Annotated in this window: 14 protein-coding genes and 1 pseudogene; 5 read left to right on the top strand and 10 right to left on the bottom strand. The window is 61.0% G+C overall.

The annotated features are described in order from the left end of the window. The first annotated feature begins 74 nt into the window (after positions 1-74). Both AC4CS3_RS19750 and AC4CS3_RS19745 read left to right on the top strand, forming a co-directional pair. On the top strand, positions 75-932 hold the full coding sequence (locus tag AC4CS3_RS19750; protein ID WP_490784855.1) for a DUF3097 family protein: 858 nt from the start codon (positions 75-77) through the stop codon (positions 930-932). Between the two features lie 102 nt (positions 933-1,034). Beyond that, positions 1,035-1,448, top strand: coding sequence for a DUF4870 domain-containing protein (locus AC4CS3_RS19745; protein ID WP_345447489.1), 414 nt, complete (start codon positions 1,035-1,037; stop codon positions 1,446-1,448). Positions 1,449-1,501: 53 nt separating this feature from the next. Here AC4CS3_RS19745 and hemW read toward each other — a convergent pair whose 3' ends face one another. Together hemW and lepA are read right to left on the bottom strand one after the other, a co-directional pair. Next, positions 1,502-2,731, bottom strand: coding sequence for a radical SAM family heme chaperone HemW (hemW, locus tag AC4CS3_RS19740; protein ID WP_490784854.1), 1,230 nt, complete (start codon positions 2,729-2,731; stop codon positions 1,502-1,504). 78 nt (positions 2,732-2,809) lie between these two features. Then, positions 2,810-4,663 (bottom strand): translation elongation factor 4, encoded by a 1,854-nt coding sequence (gene lepA, locus AC4CS3_RS19735; RefSeq protein ID WP_490784853.1) that lies wholly within the window; start codon positions 4,661-4,663, stop codon positions 2,810-2,812. A gap of 147 nt (positions 4,664-4,810) precedes the next feature. Here lepA and AC4CS3_RS19730 point away from each other — a divergent pair, with 147 nt between their 5' ends. Continuing rightward, entirely contained in the window at positions 4,811-5,380 is a 570-nt protein-coding gene (locus AC4CS3_RS19730; protein WP_490784852.1) for a type II toxin-antitoxin system PemK/MazF family toxin, read from the top strand. A 171-nt stretch (positions 5,381-5,551) separates the two neighbouring features. Further along, complete coding sequence (rpsT, locus tag AC4CS3_RS19725; protein WP_028267110.1) at positions 5,552-5,812, top strand: 30S ribosomal protein S20; 261 nt, start codon at positions 5,552-5,554, stop codon at positions 5,810-5,812. A gap of 55 nt (positions 5,813-5,867) precedes the next feature. On the opposite strand, the gene AC4CS3_RS19720 is transcribed toward rpsT, so the two are convergent. From AC4CS3_RS19720 to AC4CS3_RS19685, 8 genes and pseudogenes are all read right to left on the bottom strand, one after another. Next, the gene (locus AC4CS3_RS19720; RefSeq protein WP_490784851.1) at positions 5,868-6,440 is read right to left on the bottom strand and encodes a hypothetical protein; all 573 of its coding nucleotides are present in this window, start codon (positions 6,438-6,440) and stop codon (positions 5,868-5,870) included. 3 nt (positions 6,441-6,443) lie between these two features. Further along, positions 6,444-6,983: a hypothetical protein gene (locus tag AC4CS3_RS19715; RefSeq protein WP_490784850.1), complete on the bottom strand. Its 540-nt coding sequence runs from the start codon at positions 6,981-6,983 to the stop codon at positions 6,444-6,446. After that, positions 6,980-7,591 carry an ABC transporter ATP-binding protein gene (locus tag AC4CS3_RS19710; protein ID WP_490784849.1) on the bottom strand — a complete coding sequence of 204 codons (612 nt, stop codon included), beginning with the start codon at positions 7,589-7,591 and terminating at the stop codon, positions 6,980-6,982. Before AC4CS3_RS19710 ends, AC4CS3_RS19715 begins: the two co-directional genes overlap by 4 nt. After that, positions 7,588-8,985, bottom strand: coding sequence for a hypothetical protein (locus tag AC4CS3_RS19705; RefSeq protein WP_490784848.1), 1,398 nt, complete (start codon positions 8,983-8,985; stop codon positions 7,588-7,590). The genes AC4CS3_RS19710 and AC4CS3_RS19705 overlap by 4 nt, the downstream gene beginning before the upstream one ends. Positions 8,986-9,025: 40 nt before the next feature. Further along, complete coding sequence (locus tag AC4CS3_RS19700; RefSeq protein ID WP_490784847.1) at positions 9,026-9,322, bottom strand: hypothetical protein; 297 nt, start codon at positions 9,320-9,322, stop codon at positions 9,026-9,028. Positions 9,323-9,742: 420 nt separating this feature from the next. Further along, complete coding sequence (gene holA / locus AC4CS3_RS19695; RefSeq protein WP_490784846.1) at positions 9,743-10,759, bottom strand: DNA polymerase III subunit delta; 1,017 nt, start codon at positions 10,757-10,759, stop codon at positions 9,743-9,745. A 120-nt stretch (positions 10,760-10,879) separates the two neighbouring features. Further along, positions 10,880-12,487: a ComEC/Rec2 family competence protein gene (locus tag AC4CS3_RS19690; RefSeq protein WP_490784845.1), complete on the bottom strand. Its 1,608-nt coding sequence runs from the start codon at positions 12,485-12,487 to the stop codon at positions 10,880-10,882. Between the two features lie 16 nt (positions 12,488-12,503). Next, positions 12,504-12,629 (bottom strand): annotated as a pseudogene (locus tag AC4CS3_RS19685) (ComEA family DNA-binding protein); the annotation flags it as partial. A 9-nt stretch (positions 12,630-12,638) separates the two neighbouring features. On the opposite strand from AC4CS3_RS19685, the gene AC4CS3_RS19680 reads away from it, so the two are divergent. Further along, positions 12,639-14,036 carry a recombinase family protein gene (locus tag AC4CS3_RS19680; RefSeq protein WP_490784844.1) on the top strand — a complete coding sequence of 466 codons (1,398 nt, stop codon included), beginning with the start codon at positions 12,639-12,641 and terminating at the stop codon, positions 14,034-14,036. Positions 14,037-14,172: the final 136 nt, after the last annotated feature.

The raw sequence follows: 14,172 nt of genomic DNA, 5'->3' as shown, positions 1-14,172 counted from the left end.
ACATGGTTCCCGCGCGGTCCTGGGAAATGCCACGGACCGTGACCAACCCCCTAGCGCAAAGTGGTGTGAAGACCGTGTCTTACGACAATTGGGGCCCGCAAGACCTCTCCTCGCCTGCCAAACGGCAACTGCCTGAGGTGCCCGTTGAACGCGGGATGGTTCTCGAGGACGTGCAGTCCGGTTGGGTCGGGGCCGTGACCAGGGTGGAGAAGTCCGGTGGCATGCACATCGTGGTGCTTGAGGATCGGCGGGGAAAGGCCAAATCGTTCCGGCTCGGATTCGGATTCCTCCTGGAGGGACAGGCAGTGAAGCTCGTGCCGCCGGCTCCACGCGCCGCGGCCGCCAAGGGCGCGGCGCAAGCAGGCAGGACGGCATCGGGATCCGTCCGCGTCGCCGGGCAGCGGGCCCAAGTCGCCAAGGCGAGCCGGATCTGGGTGGAAGGCAAGCACGACGCCGAACTCGTGGAAAAGGTGTGGGGAGATGATCTCCGGGTGGAGGGCATCGTCGTCGAGCCCTTGCACGGCGTGGACGATCTCAAGGCGGCCATTGCCGGGTTCTCCCCCGGCCCGGGCCGCCGGCTCGGAATCCTCGTGGACCACTTGGTACCGGATTCGAAGGAGTCGCGGATTGCTGCCGACGCCATGACACTGCCGGGCGCCGCGGGAAACGTCCTGATCGTGGGACATCCCTACGTGGACGTCTGGCAGGCAATCCGGCCCAAGGTGTTGGGGATCGAGCAATGGCCAACCATCGCGCGTGGCACGGACTGGAAGACCGGCATCCTGAGGTCGTTCGGCTGGCCGCATGAGACGGCCGAAGATGTCGGGCTGGGTTGGCAGAAGCTTCTGGGCGCCGTCCACAGCTACGCGGATTTGGAGGCCTCTTTGCTGGGTCGCGTGGAGGAAGTGATCGATTTCCTGACCGTTCCGTGATGATTGCGTGCCCCGGGCAGAGGAGTTGGTCGGCTGATCGCGTGCCGAGCAAGTATTCTGGGACAGCAACACTGCACCGATAGATACTCGAAGGAAGATACTGTGGCAGACAACGCTCCTGACGATCGGGACGGCACCTCGGGCCAGTCCCAGTACCACGGCGTTCCTGCCAACGCGCTGCCCTTGACCGCCTCGGAAGACCGGCAGTGGGCAACACTGGCGCACTTCGGCGGGATCCTTGGCTGCGTTCCTTCGCTTCTGATCTACCTGATCTTCCGCGAACGTGGCCCCTTCACGGCACAGGAATCCAAGGAAGCGCTCAACTTCACCCTGCCTCCGACGATTGCTGCAGTGCTCGCCAACGTCCTTGTCTTGCTCCCGGTGGTGGGAAACTTGTTCGCTGTCCTTGCCACGGCAATCTGGGTCGCCGTGACCTGCTTCTCGGTGTCCGCCGGAATCCGCGTCAACCACGGACAGCCGCACCGCTACCGTTTCAACCTGCGCTGGATCAAGTAGCCGGTCTTCGCGGGTCCGATGCCGGCTCCCGCGCCGGGCGCTAGCGCCTGCCGCTAGTCCGGAAGGATCCGGCGGACCACCGCATCCGCGAGTAGCCGGCCTTTGAGTGTCAGGACCAACCGTCCTTGGAAGGCCGCTCCAGGCTCAACCAGGCCGTCTGCAATGAGGCCTGCGACGGCGTGCCGGCCCACCTTGTCGAGCGCGTCGACTTGAAGCCCGGTTCCGAGGCGCGCCTCCAGCATGATGCGTTCCACTTCCCGGGTTCCGGCGTCGAGCGTTTCACGGCCAGCGGCCGGCGACACTCCGCTACCGAGCCTGTTGGCATAGGCGGTGGGGTGTTTGACGTTCCACCAGCGGACGCCGCCCATGTGGGAGTGCGCGCCGGGTCCGATGCCCCACCAATCGTCTCCCCGCCAGTAGGCAAGGTTGTGTTTGCACGCCTGTTCGGGTGTGCGGGACCAATTGCTGACCTCGTACCAGTCCAGGCCTGCGGCGCTGATCAGCTGATCGGCGAGTTCGTATTTGGCGGCGTGGTCGTCGTCGTCGATTCCGGGAACTTCTCCGCGCCGGATCTGGGACGCCAGCTTGGTGCCTTCTTCCACAATCAGCGCATAGGCACTGATGTGGTCCGGACCGTAGGACAAGGCAGTCTCCAGTGACGTCTGCCAATCAGCCATCGACTCACCCGGGGTGCCGTAGATGAGGTCGAGGCTTACAGCAAGGCCGGCGTCGCGCGCCCATTGGACCACCAACGGGACCCGGCTGGGAGTGTGTGTACGGTCCAGGACCTTGAGCACGTGAGGGACCGCCGACTGCATGCCAAAGGAAACCCGGGTGAAGCCGGCGTCTGCGAGCAGCTGGAGGGACTCTGGCGTCACGGAGTCCGGGTTCGCCTCAGTGGTGACTTCGGCTCCCGCTTCCAGGCCCCAGTGCCCGACGGCGGCCGTCAGGATGCGTGCGAGATCTTCGGCAGGCAGCAGGGTCGGCGTCCCGCCGCCGAAGAACACCGTGCTCAGGTGCCGTTGCGGCAGCCCGGAGGCGTCCATGGCCCGGACGGCGAACTCCACTTCCGAAATGGCGGTAGACGCGTAGGCGTCCTGGGAGGCACCGCCGCCAAGCTCGGTGGCGGTGTACGTGTTGAAATCGCAGTATCCGCAACGGACGGCACAGAAAGGTATGTGGACGTATAGTCCAAACTTGCGTGAATCGACGCCGTCGAGCACCTGCGGCGGCAAGAGTCCGTCCGCAGGTGCCGGATCACCGAGGGGAAGAACGCTAGGCACTGATTTCCCCTCGTGCACGTCCTGTGCGCGCCGCTACAGTGCGCGCCTGTCCCGTGGTGTCCCGGGCGAAAAGCCGCATTACTTCTTGGCCTTGTCCTTGGATTCGTCGGTGGTCAGGGCTGCGATGAACGCTTCCTGTGGAACTTCCACGCGGCCCACCATCTTCATGCGCTTCTTGCCTTCCTTCTGCTTTTCCAGAAGTTTGCGCTTTCGGGTGATGTCACCGCCATAGCACTTGGCAAGGACGTCCTTGCGAATGGCGCGGATGCTCTCACGCGCAATGATCCGCGAACCGATAGCGGCCTGGATAGGCACCTCGAACTGCTGGCGGGGAATGAGTTCGCGCAGCTTGCCTGTCATCATGACGCCGTAGGCGTAGGCCTTGTCGCGGTGGGTGATGGCACTGAAAGCGTCAACCTGCTCGCCCTGGAGCATGATGTCCACCTTGACCAGGTCGGCGACCTGCTCGCCGTCGGCCTTCCAGTCCAGCGAACCGTAGCCGCGGGTCTTGGACTTGAGGATGTCGAAGAAATCGAAGACGATTTCGGCCAGCGGAAGGCGGTACCGGATTTCCACCCGGTCTTCGGAGAGGTAGTCCATGCCGCCCATGACGCCGCGGCGGCTCTGGCACAGCTCCATGATGGCGCCCACGAACTCATTCGGCGCCAGGATGGTGGCGGACACCATGGGTTCGCGCACCTCCGAGATCTTGCCGGTGGGGTATTCGCTCGGGTTGGTGACGTGCAGGACCCGCTTGTCCTCCAGCGTGACCTCGTACTCAACGTTGGGAGCGGTGGAGATGAGGTCGAGGTTGTACTCGCGCTCGAGGCGTTCACGGGTGATTTCCAAGTGCAGCAGGCCAAGGAAGCCCACGCGGAAACCGAAGCCCAGGGCGGCAGACGTCTCAGGTTCGTAGATGAGTGCTGCGTCGTTGAGCATGAGCTTCTCAAGGGCATCCCGGAGCACGGGATAGTCCGTGCCGTCCAAGGGATACAAGCCGGAGAAGACCATAGGCTTGGCATCGGCGTAACCGGCGAGGGATTGCGAAGCGGGCTTGGCCAGGTTGGTCACGGTGTCGCCGACCTTTGACTGGCGGACGTCCTTCACGCCGGTGATCAAGTAGCCTACTTCGCCGACGCCCAGGCCCTTGGAGGGCGTGGGCTCCGGAGAGCTGACACCGATTTCCAGGAGCTCGTGGGTGGCGCGGGTGGACATCATCTGGATCCGCTCGCGCGGGTGCAGCATGCCGTCCACGACACGGACGTAGGTGACCACGCCGCGGTAGGTGTCGTACACGGAGTCGAAGATCATGGCTCGGGCCGGAGCGTCCGGGTCGCCGACGGGAGCCGGAAGATCGCGGACGATCTTGTCCAGCAGGGCCTCCACGCCCACGCCGGTCTTGCCGGATACGCGAAGCACGTCCTCGGGGTTGCCGCCGATCAGGTTCGCGAGTTCCGCGGCGTACTTTTCGGGCTGGGCGGCCGGGAGGTCGATCTTGTTGAGCACCGGAATGATCGTGAGGTTGTTTTCCATCGCCAGGTAGAGGTTGGCCAGGGTTTGGGCCTCGATGCCTTGCGCGGCGTCCACCAAGAGGACTGCGCCTTCACAGGCCGCGAGGGAACGGGAAACCTCATAGGTGAAGTCAACGTGGCCGGGGGTATCGATCATGTTCAGGGCGTAGCTGGTGCCGTCAAGTTCCCAGGGCATGCGGACAGCCTGGGACTTGATGGTGATGCCACGTTCGCGTTCGATATCCATGCGGTCCAGATACTGGGCCTTCATGTCGCGGGACTTAACGACGCCGGTGTACTGCAACATGCGGTCGGCCAAGGTGGATTTACCGTGGTCGATGTGGGCAATGATGCAGAAGTTCCGGATGATGGCCGGATCTGTCGCGGCGGGCACCGGTGCGGTGCGGGCCATGGGAGACACGCAGGGTCCTTACTGTCGATACTCACACGGCCGGACTCCGGACTGGTCTGGACCATTCCGGCCGATGCCGCATATCTGAACTAATAGTCTCCCATGAACCCGGCGCCGCTCGTGCACTGGCACGGCAAGGGAAAGTACGGTGGTTCCATGGCATCGGACACACACTTGCTTGGCAGACTCCTCAAAGGCTCCCTGGGCTACCTTCGACGGATCATCGGACCCCCGGCCGGCACACCCCCTCGCCGATCCCCAAAGGGCGGGGCCACGGCGAACGCGAACCGGACACAGAACGCAAGCACCGACGTCGGGCAGCTTTCCGGCCCGTATCCGGGCGACTTCAGGGGCGCGGTGTCGCCGCGGTACTCCCCCAATCCCGACGGCAAACCGGACCCGGGAGAGATCGTGTGGTCCTGGGTTCCGTACGAAGAGGATTATTCCCAGGGCAAGGACCGGCCGGTCCTTTTGATAGGACACGACGGCGAGTGGCTGCTGGGGCTGATGCTGACCAGCAAAGACCACGACAACGGCCGCCGTTCAGATGACTACGTCGACATCGGCACCGGTTCCTGGGACCCCCAAGGCCGGCCGAGCGAGGTCAAGGTAGACCGGGTGGTTCGCGTCAATCCGGCGGACGTCCGGCGGGAGGGTGCCGTCCTCGACAAACGCACTTTCCAACTTGTGGCGCGCCGGCTCAACGGGCAACACGACTCGGCATAGACGCGAAATCCCCGGAAAAGCGCCGAGTCTGATAATATTTATGGCTGTGTGTCCGTGCAGGTCGACGGCCACTCATGGTTGGCTGCCATAGGCATCCCCACGCCGCTCAGTCGATGGCCAACCTGAAAACCCTCTAGACCATTTTCCGCATTAAAAAGAGAGTTCACACACGTGGCTAATATCAAGTCCCAGAAGAAGCGCATCCTCACCAACGAGAAGGCTCGCCTGCGTAACAACGCCGTCAAGTCTGAGCTGAAGACGGCCATCCGCGCCGTTGCCACCGCCGTTGAGTCCACGGACAAGGATGCCGCTGCAAAGGCTCTTGTTGCTGCTAGCCGTAAGCTGGATAAGGCTGTCAGCAAGGGCGTTATTCACAAGAACAACGCTGCAAACCGCAAGTCGGCGATCTCCAAAAAGGTCAACGCACTCTAAGGTTTATCCGGTTCGACTGAGCTGAACGTGAGGCCGGCACCCATGGGTGCCGGCCTCAGGTATTTAAGGCGGAGCTACCTGAGACGAGCAGGACCGAGTTTACGACGGCAACGATGACGAAGAGAATCGCAAGGCGCCCGTTCGGGGCACCAAACACCGTCTTGGCAGCCACAATGTAGATGGCCCCTGCGATGGTGCCGAACAGAATACGCACCCAGGCTTGACCGAGGAGACCGAGCGCTTCGGGCTCCAAAAACAGTCCCATAACGAGCACAGTGGCCATGAACGGGATTTGACCTAGAAGAACCCAAAACCAGCTGGCTCCAAGGGTGGGGCCATGTCCTTTGACGATGCCCTTGTATATAAGCCTCAGTACGAGGCCTTGCAGAAACGATGCCAGAATACTCCAGATAATGACGCCTACGCGAAGGAAGGTCACGAGCACCTCTTGGCTCGAAAACTGGTTGTGTTCGGCATTTTCTGTGGCCAGCCGTTCAATGCTCGATCCCACTGCGAATTGGGCAGCAGCAGTGTATGCGAGCAGTAGGCAGATGATCCAGACTGGGTTGATTTTCTTCGGGCTCTGCGGTGCGGGAGGGTCGGAGGTTTTTGGGCTCGCGGAGGTCATGACTTACCTTTCGAGTAGTGCGTGTTCGGCCCACTCGGCGAGGGCCGCCAGGAAGTAGAAGGTAGCTGCGGTGATGAGGACTTCGCGCATCTTTTGAGCCACATGACGCCAAGTGTGTCCTCCTCTGATCATTCCGAGAAGTGTTGGCCAAAATAGGCGTGCCCCTTGGATTGTGAGTGCCCACGCCACGATCTCGAGTGGAATGTGGACTACGGTGAGCGCAAAGGTCTGGTGGAGGCCAATAGCCGCGGCACTTGCAACCAGCCCCATCCCTAGCCAAATGCCGTTGAGGATCATCATGACGATCGCACCGTAGTGGGTCAGAAAAAGTGCGAGAACGGCCAAGGAAGCGTTGTGCAGAAGTATTCCCGGGGCGCTGATCGAGGTCACGTCACTGCTACTGCCCCACGTGAAGAGAGAAGCAAGACCAATCCCGCAGGCTATGGCGATCTGAATTTTCAAGAGGTCGGTGCCCAGATATGGGAAGTGGGAACGCAAGGCTTTGAAAGGAGTGCGAACGCTATTGGTGAGACGACTGCTCATTTTCGCGCTCCTGTTGGGCGCAGTTCGATCGTATCCTTCTGGCGGACCGCGAGATCGTAGTCGGTCCAGTGGTCATCCTCGTGGGTAGCCACGAGGACGAGTCGGCTTTTTCCTACGGCGAGCATTGACTGGCGTGCAACTAAAGAGCCTTGCTGGTCCATTCCGTTAAGAGGCTCGTCGAGAAGTAGGACATCGACGTTCTTGAGTGCCAAAGCTACTGTCAGAACAAGTCGCTGGCGCTGTCCGAGGGATAGGTCCACAACCTTGGTTGGCATCATCTGTTCAGTCAGAAGATGATGCCCGTCATCTTCCGGCATCTCCGACGGGCCGATCAGCGGCCTGACCATATCCAAGTGTTCTTCGACCGTGAGGTAGTCGAGGGTAAGAAAGTCGGTGTCTAGATAGACCGCCGTGAAGTCCTTTCTCCACCGCGCGATTTCAGTGCACGACGTCGAGATCATGCCACCGAGGAGCTTGAGTAGGGTCGTTTTGCCACATCCATTCGGCCCTCGAAGCGCAACAACGCCTCGTTCAGGAAGATCTACAGAGGCACGGTCAAAGATGATGTGGGATCCAAAGGCATGATCTACACGCGCTAGAGATTTCATGTGTCCTCAGTTCCGCTGGCTGAAAGTTCACGCACCCACGCAGGTGCGTCGTTGAGAACAAGGACTGTCAAGAGAACAGCCACGAGAGCCAGTGCGCCAGACGTGACGCCAAGCCAGGGACTTTGCGCTGCTTGCGGTGTAACAGCTCCCAGAATGCCTGAGAACACGACTGCCAGCCCAGCGCAAAGCGCTGCGCCTAAGCCCTGCTTGGATTTCTGCGCCAATTTCGAGATGTGCGAGGCCGGCATAACGGCCGTCCGACGCTGGACGATCAATGCGTCGATGCTTATCTCAAGACCAACGAGAGCAACAAGCAAGACCGCCGCCTGGGTGTACTTTCCTAAAAGGAAGAATACACATAACACAAAGGTCAATGGCGCAGTCACTACGATCGCAGTTACCAGGCTGCGGATAATGAGCGGCTTTACCCAGGATGGTCTAAGCCTCACTAAGAATAGGGCAATGCCTAAGGTTTCAGGCGAAGAGATCCGTACGAAAGATGACCGATACAGAACTAAACCCGAGAAGAAAACAGCAAGAGCAATAAACGGCGCCGTCCACGGCCACGGTGTCATTTCCATGACGGACAAGGCCAAGCTTGACAAGAGAAAAATGCATGCTGCCTTAATTGATAAATCAGTCAGCAACCCTCGGCTACGTAGGGCACGAGGATGAGCAGTGGCCCTGTAGAGGGCAGGTGTGGACGCGGCCGTAAGAACTGTACCTGCCAGGATCAACAACAATTTGTAAGCTGATCCGGAGCCGAAGCTTTCAACGAGATCAAATGAAGGTGCATTCGTAAATAGAAGAATTAGGCTGCACGCCGACAAGGCAACAATCAAAACTACGAGCACCCGGATCGCCGCTCTCTTCAGGGGTGCCACGACAAGAAATGATGAGATTACGAGGGCCCCGGCAGCTAATAGGTTATTGACATTGTGCCACCGCAGGTTCTGAAGGATGAGCATGCCGGCGAGACCAAGATCCGTAAGGACCAAACCGGAGCGCATCCCCACCTCCAGGGGTGCCGATACGGTGTTCCAGAAACGGTGGACTTGCCTGTAGCGACGCCTCGCTTGTAAACGCGCTATTGCCAACAGCGCCGCCACGATGCTCACTACGTCAGGAGTGCTGAGCGGAATTCCCAAGGTTGTTAACCCAGTCGACTCAGGCGTCCACACGATACCGAAACCGATGATTAGCAATGTCAACAAATGCCCAAAGGTCAGTACATTGTTAACCGCCGCAGCGTGGGATGTAAAACCTAAAATCGTCAGAAGGTCCTGGAGTCGATGGGACCTTCGCCGAAAATCGTTAGTGAAGGTTGCCTTACACCCAGAGAGGACCACAGCGAATACACGAGGACGCCTTTGGGTGAAGTTACGTAAGTTCATTGTGGCCCTCCCCATGGGCTAGCACGTAAGTGTCAGCGGTTTACCAAGCAACGAACTGCTTCAGAGCCCACTTCTTGACCAGACCAAAAAGTACCCCGGCCAGTGCTGCTCCAATACCAAAAGCCGCCACGACGGCTGCAGCCATCGCCGCCCAAGATAGAGCATTGAGTGCAAAGTAAAGGTTCGTAGCAAGAGCAGAAGAAATGCCTAGCGTAACGGTGGCCTGAAAAGCTACCGATATTGTGAGGAAGAGCGCCAAGGTGACGCCTCCCATTTTCGCAACTTTGCCCCGGAATGTGCCGTTGGTACGGTTCCGACTCTCACCGAGAGTTGACATGAATGCTCCTTTCATACCGTGACTTTCGCAGCCACACATGGAAATTGACTGATGGTGTCGCCAGCCAAGATGGCTTGCTCGGCCCCAGACTCGGCCTTGTCCCCAAAGCAAAGTCACACGTCCGGCATCTCAGGGAGCTGACATATCGGGCGCGCCATCCGGAGGAGGGACTCCTCCACGACGAAGACTAAGGTCAAAAGGGCCGCCTGGGCGGCCGTTGGCTTGAATTTGAGTGGTCGTTGCCCGAAATTGAGTGGTGATTGCCCCGAAATTGAGTACCAGCCGGCCGCCTCTTCGTGCACTGGTGACACGCAGAGCGCGTCGCGGCACGCCGTTGACTTTCTTGTGGACTGGCGGGATCTACGTGGGGATGAAACTCGCGGCGCCGGCTGAGTTGGCTAGCGGCCGGGCACCAGCCCTCTAGCGGCCGCGGGCCGCGTTGGCGATGACCGTGACGGCGTGCTCTACCGCGTACACGGGATCCCGCGAGAGGCCCTTTACCTGGGCGTCCGCTTCAGCCGTGACCTGGATGGAACGGATCAGGCCTTCGGGAGTCCAACGGCGAACGTCGCGTTGTGCTTGTTCCACGAGCCATGGCTGCATGCCAAGCTGCTTGGCGATCTGTGCGGAGGATCCCTGGGCGCCGGCTATCTTGGCAAGGGTGCGGAGCTTCGCGGCAAGTGCGGCAACCAGCGGCACCGGGTCAACCCCGGTGGCAAGGGCATGCCGGAGGCTGGAGAGGGCCTGCGGCCCGTTACCGGCCATGGCGGCGTCCGCAACCTTGAATGCCGTGGCTTCCACGCGGCCGCCGTAATAGCGTTCCACTGTGGCGGCGTCGACCGCGGTAGTGGCGTCCGCGATGAGCTGGTTGCAGGCCGCAGCGAGCTCGGAGAGGCTGGCACCGACTGCATTGACGAGGGCCTGGACAGCTTCCGCTTCGATGCGGCGGCCGCCTGCCTTGAATTCCGAGACGACGAATGCTGTTTTCTCGGCATCCTTTTTCAAGGGCTGGCAGTCCACCACCGGCCATCCGGACGACTTGATGGCGTCCAGGAGCTTCTTTCCGCGCACCCCGCCACCGTGGCGAAGGACCAACACGACGTCGTTCTCCGGTTGGGCTACGTATTTCAAGGCATCGGCGAGGAAGGCATCGGTCATCGATTCGAGGCCCTCGATCTCGATGAGTTTGGCCTCATCGAACAACGACGGCGTGACCGCCATTGCGAGGGAACCGGTCTCGTAGCTTCCGGCATTGAGCCTGCTGATTTCCACTTCCGGTGCCGCCGCCCGCACCTGCGAGCGGATCCGATCCATGGCCCGGATTCCGAGGTACTCCTCAGGGCCGGTGATGAGCACTACCGCGGACGGGGTAACGTCCCGCCAGCTGGCGGTGTTCGCCGCGGAGGTTTTGGCCTTGGAGACCTGGCCAGCAGCCAATGTCGCTTCCTTCCAGAAGGGTTTTGCTTTGGTCCCAGTCTCCCACGTGCAGCGTCCCGGGCGGTGTTCCTCAACCCTGCGACCCGCATAACAGGCGGCGGCGAGCCGGCGGAATGGCCCTCAGTCCGGCCAGCGACGGACAGCCGACTCCCCCGCGGCTATAAGGAACACCAAGCGGCGGTGCAATGAGAGTACGGCTGAGACCACCCACGTTGGATGCACGACCAGCCACACCATCAAGATGGTCCCAACCGACCAGAGAATCATGGTGACGATTCCCGTGGGACCTTCCGGCCATGGCAGGGCCGCCCCCGGAAGTCCTGCGAAAAACCTGGCGATTGCTGCCACCATCGCCGCGCTGGCCCCGGCAGCGGCTATGGGAACAACCGAAAGCCAAGGAAGCAGCGGCACGAGGGGAACCGCAATGGTTCCCAGGATCGTCACGGGTGCGACAAACGGAGCAACGGCGATATTCGTCAGCAGTGAATAGCTGGAGAACTGCGGTTGCAAGGCCACGATGACCGGACCGCACAGAAGCTGCGCGCTCAAGGGGACGGCAACGGCGGACGCTAGCCACGACGGTACCCATGCTGGAGCCCAGGATGCGATGGGCCGTGCCAAGAGGACAATTCCCAGCGTGGCCAGGACCGACAGGAGAAATCCGATGCTCGTACCAAGTGAGGGGTCCAAGATGAGTAGGCCAGTCACGGCAAGGCAGAGAAAGCCCAGGCTCCTCCCCTGCCTCCCGGCACTCAGCGCGCTGAGGCCGATAGCACCCATGACCGCCGCCCTCAGGACGCTCGCGTCCGGCCCCACCATCATGACAAAAGCCGCCAATCCCCACAGGGCCACGATTGCCGCCACTCCCCTGGCAAGCCGAAAGCTCCTCGCGAGGAGCACGAGGCCGCCAAGAATGAGGCTGCAATTTGCGCCGCTGACCGCAGTGAGGTGGGTGGTGCCAGTGGTCTTCATGGCCGTTTCCAGGCTTTCGTCCAAGCCGGTCGTGTCGCCCGTGACCATCCCGGGCAGGAGCCCGGCGGCGTCGCCCTTTATCCATTCGGCGGCCGAGGCGAATTGCCTTTTCAATTGCGCTGGACCCAGGGGAATGTTGGCAAGTGCTGCCGGGTTGCTTTGAGCTTCAGGACTGTGCCGCGAGTCCGGCCGCATGGGCGGGGTGGCGGCGGCAAGAACACCGGCCTCGACCTGTCCTGGTTTTGCCGGCTTTAGTTTTCCGGCGGTTCTTACCTCCTGTCCCCTGACGACTTGGTCCCAGCCTTCGCCTCCAGTCAGCAGAATTCTTGTGCGGGAACGGATGAGCATGCCGTCGGCCGCAATATCGATTACTTCGGCCGGTACGGCCCAGCGTCCGGATCCACGTGAATCCGTGCCCAGTTCGCGAGGATCACCCACGATCAGCACGTGAATGACAACGGAATCGCGTGTAGCCGCAGCATCGGCAACCGGACCGTCCTGGCGCGGGCCCGCTTCCATTGCCGCATGGGCGGCCACGGCCGCTCCGAACAAGCACGCTACGGCCAGAGTGGCTGTAAAGGTCCTCAGGCTTCGCAGGACCACGGCCCGGGCGGTGAAAAGAAGGCACGCGGCGACACCCAAAGCCACGCACACAACTCCCGTCCACAGCGAAGGCAGATAGGTGCCCGCAAGGGAAACAGCCCACGTCAGAATGGCAGACGGGACCAGCCGAAGGTCGACGCGGCCCGGGCTCACCTTGGCTCCATGCACCCTAAACCGTCACCAAGGGCAGAAGGGATTCCATCATCTTGGGACCGACACCATCCACTGCATCGAGGTCCTCCACCGAAGCGAACGGACCGTGCTGCTCGCGCCAGACGACGGTATCTTGACTTAGGCTAGTCACATGATCGAGGTGGGAGTCTATTCACGAATCAGCCTGGATGACGAGAACACCGGGGCCGGTGTGGTGCGCCAGGAACAGGATGCCCGCCAACTCTGCAAACGCATGGGCTGGCAGGTAGCACAGGTATACACCGACAACTCGGTTAGCGCCTATAAGAAGCACATCCGACGACCAGCGTGGGAGCAGATGTTGGCTGACCTTGAGGGTGGACTCATTGCCGGCGTCTCGGTCTATGACATCGACAGGATTGCCCGTCAGCCTCGCGATTTGGAACGCCTGATTGACCTGTATGACGCGAAGCCCCACCTAGTGTTTGGCACCGTCCAAGGCGACATCGACCTTTCCACGCCGGATGGCCGTTTTATAGCACGTCTACTCGTAAACGTTGCCAACAAATCGTCTGCCGATACCGGCCGCCGGGTTGCACGTGCCCAGCTCCAACGAGCCCAACAAGGCCAACTCAGTGGCGGCGGCCGAACACCCTACGGGTACATGCCTGACCACATCACCATCAATCCTGAGCACGCCGCTGTTGTCCTGGAAGCCGCGAAGCGCACTCTCCTCGGCGAAAGCCTCGTGAGTATTTGCCGCGACTTTGACGAGCGGGGCATATCAACACCTGGCGGTAGCGTGCGATGGAACCGGGGAGTCCTGAAGCGCCTAATGATTCACCCCCGTATGGCCGGACTCCGGGAGTACAAGGGAGCGATCTTGCTGGGCGATAATGGCGAGCCAGTCAAAGCGATCTGGAAACCGATCTTGGATATGCCGACGTGGGAAGCGCTGGTGGTGATGCTCACGGACAAGGCCCGCAACCCCAACGCTGGCCGGATCGACCGCAAGTATCTCTTGAGTGGCTTTCTCCGCTGCCAGTGCGGGAGCAAGATGTTCGGCGCGTTCGCCAAGGGTGCGCCGGAATATCGCTGCCCAACCGGCGTCGGTTGCGGAAACACCGTCCGCAAGGCCACCCCGATTGATGACCATGTCACTGAGTTGGTGCTGCGCTACTTGGAGCGTCAAGCGCTGGAGCCGGTAGGGTACGAATCGGCCGGAAACGTGCTGGATGGGGAGATTACCGGCGCCGAAAAATCCCTCTCCGCCCTAATCGACGAATGGACGGCGGGTCGGATGAGCGATTCCGTATTCTTCGCCGCCCAGGCTCGTAAGGAAGCAGCCCTCAATGCTCTCAGGCAGCAACGGGGCACAGAAAAGCGCCGCCGGACTATGCAGGCTCCGGTCGGCGCTGATGTAAGAGATGAATGGAAAGGTGCGAACCTCAGCCGGCGGCGAGCAATTCTTCAGGAGGTTCTGTGGCGGATTGACGTGCTTCCGAAGCCAACGACGGCTCCCAAGAAATTCGACCCCCGCTATTACGTGGTCCGACGGCGAGAAGATTGAGTAGAGCAGCGATACGCACCCGTCGTGCCGCAGACAGAGGGGGCCAGTCGGCCAGCTGATCCTCTATCCACTGTTCGTCTAAAGTCACGGTTGCCACCACGGTGGGGCAACGGACGGGTTTGCGCGATAGATGGCG

It is taken from the genome of Arthrobacter sp. SE2, assembly GCF_058244265.1.
Note: the sequence above shows the minus strand (reverse complement) of the source record. Positions and strands in the feature narration are given on the sequence as shown.